We start from the raw sequence: 21,621 nt of genomic DNA on the forward strand, positions 1-21,621 counted from the left end.
TATGAACAGCGATGTAATTATCGGCAGAAATCCTGTATTGGAAGCACTACGATCAGGAAGGGATATCAATAAAATTATGATAGCTGAAGGTGCCCAAAAAGGTTCAATTGGACAAGTTATTCAACAAGCAAAAAAAGAACGAATTCAAGTTCAATACGTTCCAAAGAAAAAGCTTGATACGATTGTAGAAGGTGAGAATCATCAAGGGGTGCTTGCATATGTTGCGGCCTACGACTACGCCGATATTGACGATTTGTTTGACCGAGCAACAAAACAAAATGAGGAACCCTTTATTCTCGTGCTTGATGAAATTGAAGACCCTCATAATCTTGGTTCAATCTTACGGACTGCTGATGCTGTTGGAGCTCATGGTGTCATCATTCCAAAGCGAAGAGCGGTTGGATTGACTTCATCCGTTGCAAAAGCATCAACAGGTGCAATTGAATATGTTCCTGTCGTACGGGTAACAAATATAGCCCGAACGATAGAAGAGCTTAAACAACGTGGTGTCTGGTTTGTTGCTACGGATGCAAAAGGGGATCAGGATTACCGCGAGGCACAGTTTGACATGCCAATTGGCCTTGTGATCGGGAGTGAAGGAAAGGGAATTGGCCGTCTTGTAAAAGAAAAATGTGATTTCCTCGTCTCTTTGCCTATGGAGGGAAAGGTAACCTCTTTAAACGCGTCTGTCGCTGCGGCCCTTCTTATGTATGAAGTATACCGCAATCGAAAGCCTCAAGGGGGATAGTCATGGAAATCCTCCTGGTAGACGGCTATAACATGATAGGGGATTGGCCGGGGCTGCGGAAACTGCGTGATCATGACCTTGCCGCTGCTCGTGACCTGCTTATGGACAAGATGGCAGAATATCAAGCCTATACGGGAATGAGAGTCATCGTCGTGTTTGATGCTCATTATGTTCCTGGAACGGAAACAAAATTTAAAAACCACCGAATTGAAGTTATTTTTACAAAAGAAAATGAATCAGCTGATGAAAGAATTGAAAAGCTTGCTAAAGAACTGAAGGATATTCGAACGGAAATCCATGTAGCAACTTCAGACTTTTTAGAACAATGGGTCACGTTCGGACTTGGTGCATTACGAAAATCAGCACGGGAGCTTTCAATTGAAGTAGATAATATCGAGAAGCGAATTAGCAGAAAAGTCGAAGATATTCAAAAACAAAATCGTACGTCGTCCTTACTGTTAACAGATGAAGTTGCTGAAATTTTTGAAAAATGGCGCAGAGGCGACCGGTGAGTGGTTGACGTTTGTCGAATAAGTACTGTATAATATTTCTATATATAGGTCGCCATGGTCGGAGGGATTCTCGTGATCATTGAACTCAAAGAGATTGTACACACTGAATTTAACGAGCTTGAAGATGAGTCCATTGTGGAGCAGGTTCACGAAGGAAACAGCGCCGCACTTGAGTACTTAATCAACAAGTACAAGAATTTTGTCCGTGCAAAAGCCCGGTCTTATTTTTTGATTGGTGCAGATCGGGAAGATATTATTCAAGAAGGTATGATTGGTCTGTATAAGGCAATTCGAGATTTTAAAGAGGACAAGCTTTCCTCCTTTAAAGCCTTTGCTGAACTATGCATCACCAGGCAAATGATAACTGCGATCAAAACGGCAACAAGACAGAAACACATTCCGCTTAATTCCTACGTGTCTTTGGACAAGCCAATTTATGATGAAGAATCAGACCGGACGTTATTGGACGTTATATGTGGCTCGCGTGTGACAAATCCAGAAGAGCTCATCATTAATCAAGAAGAATTCGATGATATTGAGTTGAAGATGGGTGAGCTACTCAGTGACCTCGAACGAAAAGTACTAATGTTGTACCTGGACGGTCAATCCTATCAGGAAATATCGGTGGATTTAAACCGTCACGTTAAATCAATTGATAACGCCCTTCAAAGGGTGAAGCGTAAGCTCGAACGGTACCTTGAGTTAAGAGAAATTGGTTTATAGAGAAACGTAAAACAAAGAGGTTGGCTCGTAGAGTCAACCTCGTTACACGTTTTTAGGGGTGATCAGCCCTCATTGACAGGACTATACCCCTGTGATAAAGTGTAAAACATAAAATGGACAAAGTATGGGTAAAACCTGACTCCACGATTCGACGGTATTTTGGAGATGATGGCGATGCGTATTAAAGTTGTCTTAGCTTGTGAGCAATGTAAACAACGAAACTACACGTCTATGAAAAACATAACAAGCAACCAAGAACGTGTTGAACAAAAAAAGTTTTGCAAACACTGTCAAATCCATACAGTCCACCGGGAAACAAAATAAAGGACGGACATTAATAGATTATTTACCGTGTTGCCTTACTGTTATATAGATATCACATAAGGCAACTAAGGCTCAGCCTCGCTAATGCTCGGCTCAGCTAAGTTTTCTTTATCTTGAATTAAACTGGGGGTAAAACGATGGCTGACAATGTACAGAAGTCTGGTAATTTTTTTTCAAACGTAGTTAAGGAACTGAAGCGTGTTTCTTGGCCAAAAAGGAAAGAATTAACGCGTTATACGATCACCGTAGTTTTTACCGTTGTGTTCGTTACGCTATTTTTTGGATTGGTTGACCAAGGGCTGAGTTGGATGATTGATACATTATTTGAATAAAGAGTGTATGTCAAGTGTTTAAGCATGGATACAGGTGGTTAAAATAGTAAAGTATATCCGTTTGGGAGGGAAAGGACGAGCGTGTCCTCATAAGTTATGGAAAAAAGATGGTATGTATTACACACGTACTCCGGTTATGAAAACAAAGTAAAGGCAAATCTGGAGAAGCGCGTTGAATCCATGGGGATGGAGGACAAGATATTTCGTGTTCTCGTGCCACAGGAAGAAGAAACTGAAATTAAAAACGGTAAAAAAAAGACAGCGATGAAAAAGGTATTTCCGGGATATGTATTAACTGAGATGGTTATGACGGATGATTCTTGGTATGTTGTACGCAATACACCTGGGGTGACAGGTTTCGTCGGATCAACTGGATCTGGTTCTAAACCAACAGCTCTTTTACCAGAAGAAGTAGATCGAATTCTCTCTAGCATGGGCCTTGAAAAGCCGAAAGCGGAAGTAGATTTTGAGATCAAGGAAAGTGTCAAAATCAAAGAAGGACCTTTCGCGAACTTTGTAGGAGCTGTTGAGACGATCGATGTGGATAAACAGAAGCTGAAAGTTCATGTTAATATGTTCGGTAGGGAGACGCCTGTAGAGGTTGGTTTTACTCAGGTAGAAAAGCTTTAGAGAAAAAAGTTGAAAAGTGAACGTAGAAATGATAGAATTTTAATGTTTGATATAACCCGTAACACAATGGGGAGCTTCCGAATGGGAGCTCGTTTTGAGTGGGAGGGCATTCAACGCCCAATATACCACATCACGGACTAAGGAGGTGTGTCACGTGGCTAAAAAGGTAATTAAGATTGTTAAATTGCAAATCCCTGCTGGAAAAGCGAACCCAGCACCACCAGTAGGACCGGCTCTTGGTCAAGCAGGTGTTAACATCATGGGATTCTGTAAAGAATTCAACGCACGTACTTCTGATCAAGCTGGTATGATTATTCCGGTTGAAATCACGGTATTCGAAGACCGTTCTTTTACATTCATTACGAAAACTCCACCAGCTGCTGTTCTACTTAAGAAAGCAGCAGGAATTGAGTCAGGTTCTGGTGAACCGAACCGCAATAAAGTTGCAACTGTTAAGCGTGATAAGGTACGAGAAATCGCTGAGACGAAAATGCCTGATCTTAATGCTGCAAATGTTGAATCTGCTATGCTAATGGTAGAAGGTACAGCGCGTAGCATGGGTATCGTAATCGAAGACTAATAATCACGTATAATTGATAGGGGCTGACTTTCTGAGTCACCCCCTTCTTATGGCGCACGAATTGCGCATCAGTGGGAGGTTAATCCGTAAAAACCACACAAGGAGGAAATTAAATTGGCTAAAAAAGGAAAGAAGTATCAAGAAGCTATAAAACTTGTTGATCGTTCCGCGCAATATGAAGCAAACGAGGCAATTGAGCTTGTTAAGAAAACAGCTCCTGCTAAGTTTGATGAAACTGTAGAAGTGGCTGTACGTCTTGGGGTTGACCCTAAGAAGGCAGACCAACAAGTTCGTGGAGCTGTAGTGCTTCCAAATGGAACTGGTAAAACACAACGTGTTCTTGTTTTTGCAAAGGGTGAAAAGGCGAAGGAAGCGGAAGCTGCTGGAGCTGATTTTGTAGGAGATGCAGACTACATCAACAAAATCAACCAAGGATGGTTTGATTTTGATGTAATCGTAGCAACTCCAGACATGATGGGTGAAGTCGGTAAACTTGGTCGTGTACTTGGACCAAAAGGATTAATGCCTAACCCTAAGACAGGAACAGTAACGTTTGAAGTAGAAAAGGCAGTTCAAGAGATCAAGGCTGGTAAAGTTGAATACCGTGTTGATAAGCAAGGTAACGTTCATTGCCCAATCGGTAAAGTATCATTCGAAGACAGCAAGCTTGTTGAAAACTTGAATACCATTATTGGAACACTTCTTAAAGTGAAGCCTTCAGCTGCAAAAGGAATTTATATTAAGAACATTGCAGTTGCTTCAACTATGGGGCCTGGAATCAAGGTCAACTCAAACAATTTTACAGCAAAATAAGTAGTTGACTTTCGGTTTAATACAGGTTATACTAACTCTCGGAATTGAATAGGTCATACCGTAGACAGTAGGTGCGAGGTACTCGCTTAATTTCCTGCCGAGGTGTGTTGATATTTCATACATGGATATGATTTTCTACACAAAGCCTTTATGTCTACTGACGTAAAGGCTTTTTTCATGAGTTGTATGAACAACTACGGTATGAAAAACAGGAGGTGTAAGAATGAGCGTACTTGAACAAAAGAAACAATTGGTTTCTGAGATTGCAGACCAGTTTCGCAACAGTAAATCAACAATTATCGTTGATTATCGCGGATTAGATGTAGGGGAAGTCACAGAGCTTCGTAAACAACTTCGTGACGCAGGCATTACATTCAAAGTGTATAAGAACACGATGACTCGTCGTGCTGCTGAGGAAGCGGAACTTGCTGGACTGAAAGAAACTTTTGTTGGGCCAACTGCGATTGCATTCTGTAATGATGAGGTCGTAGCTCCTGCGAAGATTTTGAACAACTTTGCTAAAGATCACGATGCATTAGAAATCAAAGCTGGCGTCATTGAAGGCCAAATTACTTCGGTTGAAGATGTTAAAGCACTTGCAGAACTTCCGTCTCGCGATGGACTACTTTCTATGCTGCTTAGCGTCCTTCAAGCACCAATGCGAAACTTCGCTTTGGCTACGAAGGCTGTTGCAGATCAAAAAGAAGAACAAGGTGCATAAAAACGTCTTTTGTCTAACCGATTTATTAAATTCAATAACACAAACACAGGGAGGATTAATATAATGAGTAAAGATCAAATCATTGATTCAATTAAAGAAATGTCTGTACTAGAGCTTAACGATCTAGTAAAAGCAATTGAAGAAGAATTCGGAGTAACTGCTGCAGCTCCTGTAGCTGTAGGTGGCGGAGCTGGTGAAGGCGCTGCTGAAGAGCAGACTGAATTTGATGTAGTTCTCGAAAGCGCTGGAGCATCTAAGATCAAAGTTATCAAGGCTGTTCGTGAAATCACAGGTCTTGGACTTAAAGATGCTAAGGAATTAGTAGATGGAGCGCCAAAAGCAATTAAAGAAGGCGTAACTAAAGAAGAAGCTGAAGAAATGAAATCTAAGCTTGAAGAAGTGGGCGCAGCTGTAGAAGTAAAGTAGTCCATTTAACAAGAGAAGCTCGCGAAACATCGCGAGCTTCTTTACATGTTGAGTGAGTATTTACAACATTCTCGTTGTACAATAAGAAACGATAAGGGAAAACCTGATCAAAATTGCCTGAGGAGTTGGCAAATGAAATGAGCGATCATTACTATACGAATCAACCTTCTTCAAAACATAATAGAAAAGAATTCTCTTATACTTTGCGAGGGCGTTCCTTTCGCTTTTATACCGATGCTGGGGTTTTTTCGAAAGATGAGGTTGATTTTGGGAGCCGATTATTAATAGAAAGTATTGTGAAGCCAGACGTTGAGGGACGCATACTAGACATGGGCTGTGGTTATGGCCCGATTGGAATTTCGCTTGCTTCAGTGTATACAAATAATTGCGTAACGATGGTTGATGTAAACGAACGAGCAGTTGAACTTGCGCGTTTGAATTCCGAACGAAACCAAATTAGGAATGTTGAAATTCTCCAAAGTGACCTATTTGCAGAGGTACCAAGAGAACCGTACAGTTTGATTGTTTCCAACCCGCCTATACGAGCTGGGAAAAGTATTGTTCACACAATTTTTGAGCAAGCTTCTGAATTTTTGACTGAAGGTGGAGAGCTCTGGATCGTTATTCAAAAGAAACAGGGAGCCCCCTCAGCAATTGAAAGGCTAGATTCTATTTATAACGAGGTCGATGTTGTAGAAAAGAAAAAAGGTTACCATATTATTCGTGCGAAAAAGCATTGACTCAGGTGTGGGTCTATGGTAATATTGTAAAATGCCAAAGATACGTGTATTTAGACCAATCTGATTTTTATACATAAAAACTGTATAGAGATTAGCTTGTTTGGGAAAAATAGTATAATCATTTGTTAATTTGGAAAAAATGCGGTTATATAACCCTTTTTTTCTTTTTGCACGTTTAGAAAGTTATTGTGCAAGGTCCTTTAGGACTATGGCTCGGCCATCGCAAAAAAACGGCTTTGCCAAGTTTGTTTTTTACCTAGTTTTATTAACTAGGAGTTTTACGATACTATGCTGGATTTGAGGGGTGAATCAGTTGACAGGTCAACTTATTCAGTTTGGACGCCACCGCCAACGGAGAAGCTATGCAAGAATTAATGAAGTTTTGGAACTTCCAAACCTCATTGAAATCCAAACTTCCTCCTATCAATGGTTTCTTGATGAGGGTTTGCGAGAAATGTTTCATGATATTTCTCCAATTGAGGATTTTACAGGGAACTTAGTGCTTGAATTTATCGATTATAGTTTAGGAGAGCCTAAGTATTCTGTTGAGGAGTCCAAAGAGCGAGATGTAACGTATGCTGCTCCACTACGTGTGAAAGTTCGTCTGATCAATAAAGAAACAGGCGAAGTCAAGGAACAGGAAGTGTTTATGGGAGATTTCCCTCTCATGACTGATACTGGAACTTTCATTATCAATGGAGCAGAGCGTGTTATTGTTTCTCAGCTCGTTCGTTCACCAAGTGTGTACTATAACGAAAAATTGGACAAAAACGGTAAGAAAGGCTTTACTGCGACCGTAATTCCAAACCGGGGAGCATGGTTAGAGCTTGAAACGGACGCTAAAGATGTCGTTCATGTTCGAATCGACCGCACAAGAAAGATTCCGGTAACTGTCTTATTACGTGCGTTAGGGTTTGGTTCTGATCAAGAAATCATTGATTTACTAGGGGAAGATGAGTATCTTCGTAACTCGCTAGAAAAAGACAACACAGAAGGTACCGAAAAAGCGCTTCTAGAAATTTACGAGCGTTTACGCCCTGGGGAGCCACCTACTGTAGACAATGCTAAAAGTCTATTAGAGTCTCGTTTTTTTGATCCGAAACGCTATGATCTAGCAAACGTCGGACGCTATAAGATTAACAAAAAGCTTCATATTAAAAATCGCTTATTCAACCAACGTCTTGCGGAGACACTTGTAGATCCTGAAACAGGCGAGGTTATCGCAGAAGAGGGTACGGTATTAGATCGCCGAGTACTCGACCGCATTTTACCAGCGCTCGAGAAGAATGTTGGCTATACCGAAGTTACTCCTGCTGGAGGAGTAGTTGAAGATGAAGCTATTCGTCTACAGTCTATTAAAATTTATTCGCCACTAGAAGGAGAATCAGATCAAGTAATTAATGTGATTGGTAACGGCATAATTGATCGTTCAATTAAGAACATTACACCGTCAGATATCATCGCATCTATTAATTACTTCTTTAACTTACTTCACGGAGTTGGCCTCACGGATGATATTGATCATCTTGGTAATCGTCGGCTACGTTCGGTTGGAGAATTGCTGCAAAACCAATTCCGTATTGGACTGTCAAGAATGGAACGTGTTGTACGTGAGAGAATGTCTATCCAAGATACCAATTCAATCACGCCACAAGCGCTCATTAACATTCGTCCAGTAATTGCGTCGATAAAAGAGTTCTTCGGAAGCTCTCAGCTCTCGCAATTCATGGATCAGACGAACCCGCTTGCAGAATTAACGCACAAACGTCGTCTTTCTGCATTAGGACCGGGTGGTTTAACTCGTGAACGTGCGGGGTTTGAAGTTCGTGATGTACACTACTCCCACTATGGTCGTATGTGTCCGATTGAAACACCTGAAGGACCGAACATTGGCTTGATCAACTCGTTATCAAGTTATGCGAAGGTAAACGAGTATGGTTTCATTGAAACACCATACCGACGTGTTGATCCTGAAACAGGTAAGGTAACAGCTCAAATTGATTACCTTACTGCTGATGAACAAGACAATTATGTTGTTGCTCAGGCAAACGCAAAACTAGGTGACGATGGCTCTTTCCTAGATGAAGAGGTTATCTCACGTTTCCGTGATCAGAATATTATTGCCAAACGCGATCGAATCGACTACATGGATGTATCTCCAAAACAAGTCGTTTCAGCTGCAACTGCTTGTATTCCGTTCCTTGAAAACGACGACTCCAACCGGGCATTAATGGGAGCGAACATGCAACGTCAAGCTGTGCCATTGATGGTACCTGAATCTCCAATTGTAGGTACAGGTATGGAGCACGTCTCTGCGAAAGACTCTGGTGCTGCTGTCATTGCTAAATCAGAGGGTATTGTAGAGAAGGTTTCAGCGAGTACGATTTACATTCGTCGAATTGAAGATGTTGACGGTAAAGAAGTTAAGGGCGACCTTGACCGATATAACCTGATGAAATTTATTCGTTCCAACCAAGGTACATGCTATAACCAGCGTCCAATCGTAAGTCAAGATGACCGAGTTACGAAGGGTGAGATCCTTGCAGATGGACCTTCGATGGAAATCGGGGAACTTGCACTCGGGCGTAACGTCCTTGTTGGCTTTATGACTTGGGATGGTTATAACTATGAGGATGCTGTCATCATGAGCGAGCGTCTCGTAAAGGATGACGTCTATACCTCGATTCACATTGAGGAATACGAGTCAGAAGCCCGTGACACGAAGCTCGGACCTGAAGAAATCACTCGTGACATTCCAAATGTCGGAGAAGATGCACTTAAGAACCTTGATGAACGTGGAATTATCCGAGTCGGTGCAGAAGTCAAAGACGGAGATATCCTAGTTGGGAAGGTTACACCGAAGGGTGTTACTGAACTAACAGCAGAAGAACGTCTCTTGCATGCGATCTTTGGAGAAAAAGCACGTGAAGTTCGTGATACCTCTTTACGCGTTCCTCACGGTGGAGATGGAATTGTTCACGATGTTAAAGTGTTCAACCGTGAAGATGGGGATGAACTTCCTCCTGGTGTAAACCAACTCGTTCGTGCTTACATCGTCCAAAAACGTAAAATTCACGAGGGCGATAAGATGGCTGGACGTCACGGAAATAAGGGTGTTATTTCGAAAATTTTACCTGAAGAAGACATGCCATTCTTACCAGACGGAACACCGATTGATATCATGCTTAACCCACTAGGGGTACCATCACGTATGAATATCGGTCAGGTGCTGGAGCTTCACCTCGGTATGGCTGCAAGAGAACTTGGCTTGCACATGGCTACACCAGTATTTGACGGAGCTTCAGAAGAAGATGTTTGGGAAACGTTAGAAGAAGCCGGTCTCTCACGAGATGGGAAAACAGTACTCTATGATGGACGTTCGGGTGAACCATTTGACAACCGTATTTCAGTTGGGGTCATGTATATGATCAAACTTGCACACATGGTTGATGACAAACTACACGCACGTTCTACTGGACCTTACTCGCTCGTTACCCAGCAACCACTTGGAGGTAAGGCGCAGTTCGGAGGGCAACGTTTCGGTGAGATGGAAGTATGGGCACTTGAAGCATATGGAGCTGCTTATACACTTCAGGAAATCCTTACTGTGAAGTCCGATGATGTTGTCGGTCGTGTTAAGACATATGAAGCGATTGTTAAAGGCGAAAATGTCCCTGAACCAGGTGTTCCTGAATCCTTCAAGGTCTTGATTAAAGAACTTCAAAGTCTCGGTATGGATGTTAAGATGCTCTCGAGTGACGAAAAGGAAATTGAAATGCGTGAAATAGATGAAGACGAAGAAAATTCAAACGATAAATTGAACTTGAACGTAGAAACCCAATCTGTTGGTGAATAAGGGTATAGCAGCATATCATAAGGGAGGTAGACCCCTTGATCGATGTAAATAACTTTGAGTATATGAAAATTGGTCTTGCTTCACCGGATAAAATCCGATCATGGTCTCGCGGTGAGGTCAAGAAGCCGGAAACGATTAACTACCGTACGTTGAAGCCTGAAAAAGATGGCCTTTTCTGTGAACGTATTTTCGGGCCTACAAAAGACTGGGAATGTCACTGTGGTAAATACAAGCGCGTCCGTTATAAGGGCGTCGTTTGTGACCGCTGTGGTGTTGAGGTTACAAGGGCTAAGGTTCGACGTGAGCGTATGGGTCATATTGAATTGGCTGCACCAGTTTCTCACATCTGGTATTTTAAAGGCATACCAAGTCGTATGGGCCTTGTTCTTGACATGTCTCCTCGTGCCCTTGAGGAAGTAATCTATTTTGCTTCATGGGTTGTTACAGAAACGGGCGATACACCTCTTGAAAAGAAGCAACTTTTATCAGAAAAGGAATATCGTTCTTACCGTGAAAAATACGGAAAAGGATTTACTGCACAAATGGGTGCTGAAGCAATTAAAAAGCTTCTTGAGGATATCAACCTCAATAAAGAAGTGGAAAGCTTAAAAGAAGAATTAAAAACAGCACAGGGACAGCGTCGTACCCGTGCAATAAAACGGCTTGAAGTTTTGGAAGCTTTCCGTCATTCTGGAAATATTACTTCATGGATGATTCTTGAGGTACTTCCTGTTATACCACCAGAATTACGGCCGATGGTTCAACTAGATGGTGGACGCTTTGCGACTTCTGACTTAAACGACCTTTACCGTCGTGTTATTAACCGTAATAACCGGTTAAAGCGTCTTTTAGATCTTGGTGCACCTAATATTATCGTGCAAAATGAAAAGCGTATGCTCCAGGAAGCAGTTGATGCATTGATTGACAACGGGCGACGAGGCAGACCTGTTACTGGACCGGGTAACCGACCGCTTAAATCCCTTTCCCATATGTTGAAAGGGAAACAAGGGCGTTTCAGACAAAACTTGCTCGGTAAACGTGTTGACTATTCTGGACGTTCAGTAATTGTTGTTGGTCCTAGCTTAAAAATGTACCAATGTGGACTTCCTAAAGAAATGGCTCTTGAACTATTTAAGCCATTTGTTATGAAAGAACTAGTAAACAAAGGTATTGCACATAATATTAAGAGTGCAAAACGTAAAGTTGAACGGGTTCAGCCTGAAGTGTGGGACGTTCTTGAGGAAGTTATTAAAGAACACCCAGTGCTATTAAACCGTGCACCAACACTTCACCGTCTCGGAATTCAAGCATTTGAACCGACACTTGTAGAAGGACGTGCAATACGTTTGCATCCTCTCGTTTGTACAGCTTATAATGCAGACTTTGACGGGGACCAAATGGCAGTTCACGTTCCGTTATCAGCAGAAGCTCAAGCTGAAGCACGAATACTCATGCTTGCGGCACAAAACATTCTTAATCCTAAGGATGGCAAGCCAGTCGTTACACCTTCACAGGATATGGTTCTAGGTAACTATTACCTTACCCTCGAGCGTAAAGAGGCTGTTGGTGAAGGAATGATCATCAATGATACGAACGAGGCCCTTACTGCTTATCATAATGGCTATGTTCACCTACACACTCGGGTAGCTATTCCGGCACGAGTACTCGGTAAAGCTTCATTTACTGAAGAGCAAAACAGCAAACTGTTATTAACGACTGTCGGTAAGTTGATCTTTAATGAAATCTTACCTCCATCGTTCCCGTATATTAATGAACCAACGGAGTATAATCTTGAGGTCGCGACCCCAGAAAAGTACTTTGTTGACCCAACTGTTAATATTAATGAAGAATTTGAAAAACGAGATCTTATTTCACCGTTTAAGAAGGGGATCCTTGGGAAAATCATTGCTGAAGTATTCAAGCGTTTCAAAATTACTGAGACGTCTAAAATGCTTGACCGCATGAAGGACCTTGGCTTTAAATACGCAACAAAAGCGGGTATTACAGTAGGTGTGTCCGACATCGTTGTCCTTCCTGAAAAACGAGAGATTATTGTAGAGGCTGAGGAGAAAGTAACGAATGTCCTTAAGCAATTCCGTCGAGGTCTTATTACTGAAGAAGAACGATATGACCGTGTTATTGCGATTTGGAGTAATTCAAAAGACATTATCCAAGAAAAGCTGATGGGTTCACTTGACAACATGAATCCGATTTTCATGATGAGTGATTCCGGAGCCCGTGGTAATGCCTCAAACTTTACACAGCTTGCTGGTATGCGTGGCCTAATGGCTAACCCAGCAGGACAAATTATTGAATTGCCAATTAAATCTAGCTTCCGTGAAGGTCTAACGGTACTCGAGTACTTTATCTCTACACACGGTGCTCGTAAAGGACTTGCGGATACCGCTCTTAAAACAGCTGACTCAGGTTACCTAACCCGTCGTCTCGTTGACGTGGCGCAGGACGTAATCGTTCGGGAGAAGGATTGTGGAACTGACCGAGGACTGCCTGTAATAGCTATTAAAGAGGGCAATGAAGTAATTGAACCACTAGATGAAAGACTTATTGGGCGTGTAGCCTTTAAGACGCTCAAACATCCTGATAGTGGTGAAGTAATAATCAAGCGAAACGAATTGATTACAGAAGACATCACGAAGGAAATTATTGAAGCAGGTATCGAAGAAGTTGTAATCCGTTCAGCGTTTACATGTAATACTCGTCATGGTGTATGTAACCTTTGTTATGGACGAAATCTCGCTACCGGGACAGAAGTTGAGGTTGGGGAATCTGTCGGTATTATTGCCGCCCAATCAATCGGTGAACCAGGGACACAGCTTACAATGCGTACATTCCACACCGGTGGGGTTGCTGGAGATGATATCACACAAGGTTTGCCACGTATTCAAGAATTGTTTGAAGCTCGTAACCCGAAAGGTCAGGCCGTTATTGCTGAACTTGATGGTAAAGTTACAGCCATAAACGAAGTACGTGATAAACGTGAGATTACTGTCCAGGGCGATGCCGAAAGTCGCTCTTACACAATTCCGTATGGAGCCCGTATCAAGGTGAGGGTGGACGATGTAGTCATTGCTGGTCAAGAATTAACAGAAGGCTCCATTGACCCTAAAGAATTGATTAAAGTGGCTGGAATTGAAGCTGTTCAGGACTACTTGCTTCGTGAGGTTCAAAAAGTTTATCGTATGCAAGGGGTAGAAATTGGCGATAAACACGTAGAAGTAATGGTACGCCAAATGATGCGTAAAGTGCGTGTAATCGAAGCAGGAGATACGGATGTACTACCAGGATCACTCGTAGACATCAACAAGTTTACTGATGTAAATACAAACGTACTACTTAAAGGTGGTCAACCTGCTACAGGGCGCCCGATGCTTCTTGGTATTACGAAGGCGTCTCTTGAAACAGAATCATTCTTGTCTGCTGCGTCGTTCCAGGAAACAACTCGTGTTCTTACAGACGCTGCTATTAAAGGTAAGCGCGATGAATTACTCGGCTTAAAAGAAAATGTCATTATCGGTAAACTGATCCCAGCTGGAACAGGAATGGCTCGTTATCGAAACATTGTTCCTACTGGTGAGGGCGTTGAAGCGGAAGTAACTGAGGCAAAGGTTGAAACCGAAGAATTAGTTACTCAGGATTAAATTACGATCGATTGTTGACAATAAATTTTATGTCTGATATTATTACGAAGTGCTTCCATCAAAAACCTGTTACTTTGGAGGATATGCGAATAAAATGTCTTATGAAAAAGTAATGCAGGCTCGTGATATTATTGTTGGTTCGAAGCAAACAATTAAAGCCTTACAGAACAGGGAAGTTAAAGAGCTGATCGTTGCAAGTGATGCGGATCCTCGCATTACGAATAAAGTTGTTCATATTGCGGAAGAGAATGGTGTACCCGTTACTCCAGTCGAATCCATGAAGAAGCTTGGAAAAGCTTGTGGAATCGATGTGGGTGCAGCGACAGTTGCGATAAAAGGATAGACGTTTTTGCCAGGGCTTTTTGCCCTGCGCAGAAACTTTCTTTTGTCCAAAAATGAACCACCTGGATGTGTGGGCTATGAAATATGAGAAATAGAAGGGAGGAAAAACCATGCCTACAATTAATCAATTAGTACGCAAAGGTCGTCATTCAAAAGGTAAAAAGTCTGACTCACCAGCACTAAATAAAGGCTATAACAGCTTTAAGAAAGTAAATACTGATCTTTCTTCTCCACAAAAACGTGGTGTATGTACTCGTGTTGGTACAATGACACCGAAGAAGCCGAACTCGGCGCTTCGTAAATACGCTCGTGTTCGTTTGACGAACCAGATCGAAGTAAATGCTTACATCCCTGGAATTGGGCACAACCTACAAGAACACAGTGTTGTCCTTATCCGAGGAGGTCGTGTAAAAGACCTTCCAGGGGTACGTTACCATATCGTTCGTGGTGCGCTTGATACTGCAAGTGTTAACGATCGTAAGCAAGGACGTTCTAAGTATGGAACGAAGAGACCTAAAGCAGAAAAGAAATAATGGAGGATGTTCAAAAGGGTCCAAATAATAAACTGCGAATTTCGGCGTTACTCGGTTTTTCCGGTCCTCATGTAGGACACAGAAGGTATACAATACTACCGAAGAATAAACATTGTGCACCTGCGTCTGCAAGGTAATCCTACCGAAGAGAAGGCTTCCTAGGTGCAAGGCAGCAATGATGTTTTTAAGTTAGTAGCCTTCCTCAAAACTGTCGTGCCTTGAACTTCTTGTTTCTGATTCGTTACCTTTTGAACTTCTATCAAGATCTAGATATTACAATCATTGAAAGGAGGGGACAACATGCCTCGTAAAGGACCTGTAGAACGTCGTGATGTATTGCCTGATCCAATTTACAAATCCAAGCTTGTTACACGCCTAATCAATAAGATTATGGTTGATGGTAAGAGAGGTGTAGCTCAAACGCTTCTTTACAACTCATTTAACCTAGTAAAAGAACGTACGAACCAGGACCCGATGGAAGTACTTGACCAAGCACTTAAGAACATTATGCCTGTGCTTGAAGTACGTGCACGCCGTGTTGGTGGTGCGAACTATCAGGTACCAGTTGAAGTGCGTCCTGAGCGTCGATCGACTCTTGGACTACGCTGGTTAGTAAACTATTCACGTCTACGTGGTGAAAAAACCATGGAAGAAAGACTTGCATATGAAATTATGGATGCTGCTAACAATACTGGTGCATCTGTTAAGAAACGTGAAGATATGCACAAGATGGCTGAAGCAAACAAAGCATTTGCACACTATCGCTGGTAATCTAACCGCACTACCAAATCAACCAACTAAACAGTTAGGAAGGAGAAATACCTATGGCAAGAGAGTTCTCCTTGAAAGATACACGTAATATTGGAATCATGGCTCATATCGATGCTGGTAAAACGACGACAACTGAACGGATTTTGTTCTATACCGGTCGTATTCATAAAATTGGTGAAACTCACGAAGGTGCTTCACAAATGGACTGGATGGAGCAGGAACAAGAGCGCGGAATTACAATTACTTCCGCTGCTACAACTGCTCAGTGGAAAGATCATCGTATTAACATCATCGATACACCTGGGCACGTGGACTTCACAGTTGAAGTTGAACGTTCATTACGTGTATTGGACGGGGCTGTTGCGGTATTAGATGCACAATCTGGAGTTGAACCGCAAACAGAAACAGTATGGCGTCAAGCGACAACATACCATGTACCTCGTATTGTATTTGTAAACAAAATGGATAAAATCGGAGCTGACTTCCTTTATTCCCTCGGAACAATTCGTGACCGTCTTGGTGCTAATGCCCATGCGATCCAACTTCCGATCGGAGCAGAAGACGACTTCGAAGGTATCATTGACTTATTAGAAATGAAAGCTTATTTCTATGAGGATGATCTTGGAACACGTTCAAGTGCAAAAGAGATTCCTGAAGAGTATAAGGAACTTGCAGATGAGTATCACAATAAGCTTGTAGAAGCTGCTGCTGAGCTTGATGAAGAATTGATGATGAAGTACCTAGAAGGAGAAGAGCTTACAATCGATGAATTGAAGGCTGCAATCCGTCAAGGTACTGTCGATGTTGAGTTCTTCCCTGTTCTTTGTGGATCTGCCTTTAAGAACAAAGGTGTTCAGCTTGTTCTTGACGCAGCTATTGAGTACTTACCATCACCTCTCGATGTACCGGCAATCAAAGGTTTTGTTCCGGAAACAGAAGAGGAAGTAACCCGTGAGTCTGATGATAAAGGTCCATTCTCAGCTTTAGCGTTTAAAGTAATGACAGACCCTTATGTTGGTAAGCTTACGTTCTTCCGCGTGTACTCTGGTACATTAGATTCTGGATCTTATGTTCAGAACTCAACTAAAGGTAAACGTGAACGTGTTGGACGTATCCTGCAAATGCACGCGAACTCCCGTGAAGAGATTGCTACAGTTTATTCAGGAGACATTGCTGCTGCAGTTGGACTTAAGGATACTTCAACAGGAGATACACTCTGTGACGAGAAGAGTCTTGTAATTCTTGAATCAATGGAATTCCCTGATCCAGTTATCTCACTTTCTGTTGAGCCTAAATCAAAGGCTGATCAGGATAAGATGGGAATTGCACTTGCTAAACTGGCTGAAGAGGATCCTACTTTCAAAACTGAAACAAACACGGAAACAGGTCAAACGATTATTTCTGGAATGGGTGAGCTTCACCTTGATATTATCGTTGATCGAATGAAGCGTGAATTTAAGGTTGAAGCAAATGTTGGTTCACCACAAGTTGCTTACCGTGAGACCATTCGCAAAGCTGCTAAGGTTGAAGGTAAGTTCGTACGTCAATCTGGTGGACGTGGACAATATGGTCACGTCTGGATCGAATTCGAACCTAACGAAGAAGGTGCTGGATTTGAATTCGAGAACAAGATTGTTGGTGGAGTTGTACCGCGGGAATACATTCCGGCTGTACAAAACGGAATCCAAGACGCGCTTCAAAACGGGATGATCGCAGGTTATCAGCTTATCGATGTAAAGGCAAGACTCGTTGATGGATCATACCACGATGTTGACTCCAATGAAATGGCGTTTAAGATTGCCGGCTCAATGGCATTGAAAAATGCTAAACAATACTGTAACCCAGTACTTCTTGAACCAATTGAGAAAGTTGAAGTTGTTGTTCCTGAAGAATACATGGGAGACATCATGGGAGATGTAACATCTCGCCGTGGACGTGTCGAAGGTATGGAAGCACGGGGTAACGCTCAAGTAATCCGTGCAATGGTACCACTTTCTGAAATGTTCGGTTACGCAACATCATTGCGGTCTAGAACACAAGGTCGCGGAACATACACAATGCACTTCGATCACTACGAAGAAGTACCTAAGTCTATTTCTGAAGAAATCGTCAAAAAAGTAAGCGGTTCTTAATTAGTTAATTACTGCTTGTGCAATATCATTCATTTATTGTAAGCTAAGATAGGTGAATACAGTTTCGCCTATCTTACAAATAAAACAATTAAAATTTCTTTTATTTAAAGGAGGAACATACTCATGGGAAAAGAAAAGTTTGACCGTTCCAAAGCCCACGTAAACATTGGTACAATTGGACACGTTGACCATGGTAAAACAACACTAACTGCTGCTATCACTACAGTACTTCATAAGAAGTCAGGTAAAGGTGAAGCACGTGCATATGATTCAATCGATGGTGCTCCAGAAGAACGTGAGCGTGGTATTACTATCGCGACAGCTCACGTTGAGTATGAAACGGATGCTCGTCACTATGCACACGTAGACTGCCCAGGACATGCTGACTATGTAAAGAACATGATCACTGGTGCAGCACAAATGGACGGAGCGATTCTAGTTGTATCTGCAGCTGACGGTCCTATGCCACAAACTCGTGAGCACATCCTACTTTCTCGTAACGTAGGTGTACCATTCATCGTTGTTTTCTTAAACAAATGTGACATGGTAGACGACGAAGAGCTTCTTGAACTAGTAGAAATGGAAGTACGTGACCTTCTTTCTGAGTACGACTTCCCTGGAGACGATGTACCAGTAGTTAAAGGTTCTGCTCTTAAAGCTCTAGAAGGCGTAGCAGAATACGAAGAAAAAATCTTCGAACTAATGGATGCAGTTGATGAGTATATCCCTACTCCAGAACGTGACAGTGATAAGCCATTCATGATGCCAGTTGAGGATGTATTCTCAATTACTGGTCGTGGAACAGTTGCTACTGGACGTGTTGAGCGTGGACAAGTTAAAGTCGGTGACGAAATTGAAATTCTTGGTCTTACTGAAGAGGCTAAGAAAACAACAGTCACTGGAGTAGAAATGTTCCGTAAGCTTCTTGACTATGCTGAAGCTGGAGATAACATTGGTGCACTTCTTCGTGGGGTTTCTCGTGAAGATATCGAGCGTGGACAAGTTCTTATCAAGCCGGGAACTGTTAAAGCTCACACTAAATTTAAATCTGAAGTATACGTTCTTTCTAAGGAAGAAGGCGGACGTCATACTCCATTCTTTGCTAACTACCGTCCTCAGTTCTACTTCCGTACAACTGACGTAACAGGAACAATTTCTCTTCCTGAAGGAACTGAAATGGTTATGCCTGGAGATAACATCGAGATGACTGTTGAGCTAATCGCTCCAATCGCGATTGAAGACGGAACTCGTTTCTCTATCCGTGAGGGTGGACGTACAGTAGGTTCTGGTGTAGTTGCAACAATCGTTGAATAATTGATTTGATTGATAACTAAAGGGGTGGCCCGAAAGCACATGAAATTGTTCTTTTGAGGTCATCCCTTTTTCTTTTTGCCCTTTTTCCTTTTAGCGGGCAATAGCGTATTATGATAAATCCATATAAATGAGCGAAAACCTACATAATGTTATCATTACAAACTCAACGCAACAAAAACTTGTTTTAAACTTCATTATAAATAAGGATAACCAAGGCTAACCCTTGATTAATTTTTTGTACTTTTTAGTGCATGAATAAATTCCCACACATAATTTTTAATTCAATTTAAAATCCCCTTGCATTATAGGGTTCAACCAATTATAATAGTTCAAGTGTGGCTAAATACTTATTTAAGCAGGAAGCCTTGCAAAAGCGATGGCGCCCTAGTATAATCAGTAATGTTGGCCACTAAATGCGATGAAGTAGAAGGTTGCGGACACACCCGGCCCCTTTGCCATGGCGGGAACGTTCGAGAAATTTCTACTGAGAATTGTCTATATTAATGGACGAGAAGGAGGGGAAATAATGGCAAAGCAAAAGATTCGAATTCGTTTGAAGGCTTATGATCACCGTATCCTAGACCAATCTGCTGAAAAGATTGTTGAAACAGCAAAACGTTCTGGTGCTCAGGTTTCTGGACCAATTCCGTTACCGACTGAAAAGTCTATTTACACGGTTTTGCGTGCGGTACACAAGTACAAAGATTCTCGTGAACAGTTTGAAATGCGTACACATAAGCGTTTGATCGATATTATCGAGCCAACGCCACAAACGGTTGATTCACTTATGAGACTGGATCTACCATCTGGTGTTGACATCGAAATCAAGCTTTAAGTATAGAAAACACAATTAAGATATTAATAGGAGGTGTGACGAATGACCAAAGGAATCTTAGGTAGAAAACTCGGTATGACTCAAATTTTCGCTGAGAACGGTGAAGTAATCCCAGTAACAGTAGTTGAAGCTGAACCGAACGTTGTTCTTCAAAAGAAAACATCTGAAAACGACGGATATGAATCCATTCAAGTTGGATTTGCTGATAAAAAAGAATCTCGCACAAACAAGCCTGAAAAAGGTCATGCTGAAAAAGCAAACACAAAGCCTAAGCGCTACGTAAAGGAAATTCGCGGAACTGAAAGCGCGGATTATGAAGTTGGTCAGGAAGTCAAAGTTGATATATTCCAGGAAGGTGACATTGTCGATGTAACTGGAACATCAAAAGGTAAAGGATTCCAGGGTGTAATTAAACGTCACGGTCAATCTCGCGGACCAATGAGTCACGGTTCACGTTACCACCGTCGTCCTGGTTCTATGGGTGCGACTGACCCAATGCGCGTATTTAAAGGTAAAAAACTGCCTGGACGTATGGGCGGGAAACGCGTAACTGTTCAAAACCTTGAAATCGTCAAAATTGACGCTGAACGTAACTTGCTATTAATCAAGGGGAACGTTCCTGGTGCGAAAAAGAGTTACGTAACAGTGGAAACTGGAATTAAAGCAAAAGAAGCTAAGTAAGAAAGGAGGATACACCGGTGCCAAAAGTAACACTTTACAATCAAACTGGTTCTCAAGTCGGAGACATTGAATTACATGACAACGTATTTGGAATTGAACCAAATCAAAGCGTGCTTTTTGATGCAGTTGTAATGCAACAAGCATCAACTCGTCAAGGTACACATGCTGTAAAGAACCGTTCGGCGGTTCGCGGCGGAGGACGTAAACCATGGCGTCAAAAGGGTACAGGACGTGCTCGACAAGGATCCATTCGATCCCCACAATGGGTAGGCGGTGGAGCTGCATTTGGTCCAACTCCAAGAAGCTACAGCTATAAACTACCAAAAAAAGTGCGTCGATTAGCAATTAGATCTGCACTTTCAACTAAGGTACAGGAAAGTAACATGGTCATTTTGGAAGAGTTAAAGTTCGATGCTCCGAAAACAAAAGAAATGACTTCAGTATTAGCAAACTTCTCTGCAGTATCTAAAGCGCTTGTCGTTACTGCTGACTTCAACGAATTTGTAGCACTTTCTGCTCGCAATATTCCTGGAGTAAACGTAGTAACTGCAGACGGTGTAAACGTGGTGGATGTATTAAACCACGATAAAGTATTTATGACGAAGGATGCTGTACAAAAGGTAGAGGAGGTGCTCGCGTAATGGCAGACGTTCGTGAAATCATCAAGCGCCCCGTTATTACTGAACGTTCTACAGAAATCATGGGTGAGAAAAAGTACACGTTTGAGGTAGAACCTAGTGCTACTAAAACCCAAATCAAAAATGCGATTGAAGAAATTTTCGCTGTAAAGGTTGAAAATGTAAACACGCAAAACTATAAGGGAAAGAAGAAACGTGTAGGTCGTTACTTCGGATATACTGCGAAGCGCAAGAAGGCTATCGTGCAGTTAACTTCTGATAGTAAAGAACTCGATTTCTTCGAAGGAGTATAACTTACTCGTAAAGGAGGG

22 protein-coding genes and 1 other annotated feature are annotated in these 21,621 nt (G+C 42.0%); all 22 genes read left to right on the forward strand.

The window, feature by feature from the left end; genetic code table 11:
* Position 1: 1 nt before the first annotated feature.
* The 22 genes from rlmB to rplW all read left to right on the forward strand — a co-directional run bounded on the left by rlmB (position 2) and on the right by rplW (position 21,603).
* A complete protein-coding gene (gene rlmB / locus NON16_RS19830; protein WP_257351153.1) occupies positions 2-748 on the forward strand; it encodes a 23S rRNA (guanosine(2251)-2'-O)-methyltransferase RlmB in 747 nt (248 codons plus the stop codon).
* A 2-nt stretch (positions 749-750) separates the two neighbouring features.
* Positions 751-1,260 carry an NYN domain-containing protein gene (locus tag NON16_RS19835; protein WP_257351154.1) on the forward strand — a complete coding sequence of 170 codons (510 nt, stop codon included), beginning with the start codon at positions 751-753 and terminating at the stop codon, positions 1,258-1,260.
* 54 nt (positions 1,261-1,314) lie between these two features.
* Positions 1,315-1,983, forward strand: coding sequence for an RNA polymerase sporulation sigma factor SigH (gene sigH / locus NON16_RS19840; RefSeq protein ID WP_257351155.1), 669 nt, complete (start codon positions 1,315-1,317; stop codon positions 1,981-1,983).
* A 174-nt stretch (positions 1,984-2,157) separates the two neighbouring features.
* Positions 2,158-2,307: a 50S ribosomal protein L33 gene (rpmG, locus tag NON16_RS19845; RefSeq protein ID WP_257351156.1), complete on the forward strand. Its 150-nt coding sequence runs from the start codon at positions 2,158-2,160 to the stop codon at positions 2,305-2,307.
* 137 nt (positions 2,308-2,444) lie between these two features.
* Complete coding sequence (gene secE, locus NON16_RS19850) at positions 2,445-2,639, forward strand: preprotein translocase subunit SecE (protein ID WP_257351157.1); 195 nt, start codon at positions 2,445-2,447, stop codon at positions 2,637-2,639.
* A 96-nt stretch (positions 2,640-2,735) separates the two neighbouring features.
* Positions 2,736-3,269, forward strand: a complete 534-nt coding sequence (nusG, locus tag NON16_RS19855) for a transcription termination/antitermination protein NusG (RefSeq protein WP_257351158.1) — start codon at positions 2,736-2,738, stop codon at positions 3,267-3,269.
* A gap of 154 nt (positions 3,270-3,423) precedes the next feature.
* Complete coding sequence (rplK, locus tag NON16_RS19860; protein ID WP_257351159.1) at positions 3,424-3,849, forward strand: 50S ribosomal protein L11; 426 nt, start codon at positions 3,424-3,426, stop codon at positions 3,847-3,849.
* 114 nt (positions 3,850-3,963) lie between these two features.
* Positions 3,964-4,662: a 50S ribosomal protein L1 gene (gene rplA, locus NON16_RS19865; protein ID WP_257351160.1), complete on the forward strand. Its 699-nt coding sequence runs from the start codon at positions 3,964-3,966 to the stop codon at positions 4,660-4,662.
* Positions 4,663-4,702: 40 nt separating this feature from the next.
* Positions 4,703-4,847: a sequence feature (ribosomal protein L10 leader region), on the forward strand.
* Positions 4,848-4,885: 38 nt separating this feature from the next.
* Complete coding sequence (gene rplJ / locus NON16_RS19870; RefSeq protein ID WP_257351161.1) at positions 4,886-5,383, forward strand: 50S ribosomal protein L10; 498 nt, start codon at positions 4,886-4,888, stop codon at positions 5,381-5,383.
* A 63-nt stretch (positions 5,384-5,446) separates the two neighbouring features.
* Positions 5,447-5,809, forward strand: a complete 363-nt coding sequence (rplL, locus tag NON16_RS19875; protein WP_257351162.1) for a 50S ribosomal protein L7/L12 — start codon at positions 5,447-5,449, stop codon at positions 5,807-5,809.
* Between the two features lie 137 nt (positions 5,810-5,946).
* Positions 5,947-6,549 carry a class I SAM-dependent methyltransferase gene (locus NON16_RS19880; protein ID WP_257351163.1) on the forward strand — a complete coding sequence of 201 codons (603 nt, stop codon included), beginning with the start codon at positions 5,947-5,949 and terminating at the stop codon, positions 6,547-6,549.
* A gap of 313 nt (positions 6,550-6,862) precedes the next feature.
* Positions 6,863-10,405 (forward strand): DNA-directed RNA polymerase subunit beta, encoded by a 3,543-nt coding sequence (gene rpoB / locus NON16_RS19885; RefSeq protein WP_257351164.1) that lies wholly within the window; start codon positions 6,863-6,865, stop codon positions 10,403-10,405.
* Between the two features lie 35 nt (positions 10,406-10,440).
* A complete protein-coding gene (gene rpoC / locus NON16_RS19890; RefSeq protein WP_257351165.1) occupies positions 10,441-14,064 on the forward strand; it encodes a DNA-directed RNA polymerase subunit beta' in 3,624 nt (1,207 codons plus the stop codon).
* A gap of 94 nt (positions 14,065-14,158) precedes the next feature.
* The gene (locus NON16_RS19895) at positions 14,159-14,407 is read left to right on the forward strand and encodes a 50S ribosomal protein L7ae-like protein (RefSeq protein ID WP_257351166.1); all 249 of its coding nucleotides are present in this window, start codon (positions 14,159-14,161) and stop codon (positions 14,405-14,407) included.
* Between the two features lie 109 nt (positions 14,408-14,516).
* A complete protein-coding gene (gene rpsL / locus NON16_RS19900) occupies positions 14,517-14,939 on the forward strand; it encodes a 30S ribosomal protein S12 (RefSeq protein WP_257351167.1) in 423 nt (140 codons plus the stop codon).
* 300 nt (positions 14,940-15,239) lie between these two features.
* Complete coding sequence (rpsG, locus tag NON16_RS19905; RefSeq protein ID WP_257351168.1) at positions 15,240-15,710, forward strand: 30S ribosomal protein S7; 471 nt, start codon at positions 15,240-15,242, stop codon at positions 15,708-15,710.
* A gap of 53 nt (positions 15,711-15,763) precedes the next feature.
* Positions 15,764-17,842 carry an elongation factor G gene (gene fusA, locus NON16_RS19910; protein WP_257351169.1) on the forward strand — a complete coding sequence of 693 codons (2,079 nt, stop codon included), beginning with the start codon at positions 15,764-15,766 and terminating at the stop codon, positions 17,840-17,842.
* A 123-nt stretch (positions 17,843-17,965) separates the two neighbouring features.
* Complete coding sequence (gene tuf, locus NON16_RS19915; protein WP_257351170.1) at positions 17,966-19,156, forward strand: elongation factor Tu; 1,191 nt, start codon at positions 17,966-17,968, stop codon at positions 19,154-19,156.
* 526 nt (positions 19,157-19,682) lie between these two features.
* Positions 19,683-19,991, forward strand: a complete 309-nt coding sequence (gene rpsJ, locus NON16_RS19920; protein ID WP_257351171.1) for a 30S ribosomal protein S10 — start codon at positions 19,683-19,685, stop codon at positions 19,989-19,991.
* Positions 19,992-20,033: 42 nt separating this feature from the next.
* Positions 20,034-20,672, forward strand: coding sequence for a 50S ribosomal protein L3 (gene rplC / locus NON16_RS19925; RefSeq protein WP_257351172.1), 639 nt, complete (start codon positions 20,034-20,036; stop codon positions 20,670-20,672).
* A gap of 17 nt (positions 20,673-20,689) precedes the next feature.
* On the forward strand, positions 20,690-21,313 hold the full coding sequence (gene rplD / locus NON16_RS19930; protein WP_257351173.1) for a 50S ribosomal protein L4: 624 nt from the start codon (positions 20,690-20,692) through the stop codon (positions 21,311-21,313).
* Positions 21,313-21,603, forward strand: coding sequence for a 50S ribosomal protein L23 (gene rplW, locus NON16_RS19935; RefSeq protein WP_257351174.1), 291 nt, complete (start codon positions 21,313-21,315; stop codon positions 21,601-21,603). Before rplD ends, rplW begins: the two co-directional genes overlap by 1 nt.
* Positions 21,604-21,621: the final 18 nt, after the last annotated feature.

The sequence above is a fragment of the Pseudalkalibacillus decolorationis genome, from assembly GCF_024609785.1.
GTDB classification, from domain to species: Bacteria; Bacillota; Bacilli; order Bacillales; family Fictibacillaceae; genus Pseudalkalibacillus; species Pseudalkalibacillus decolorationis.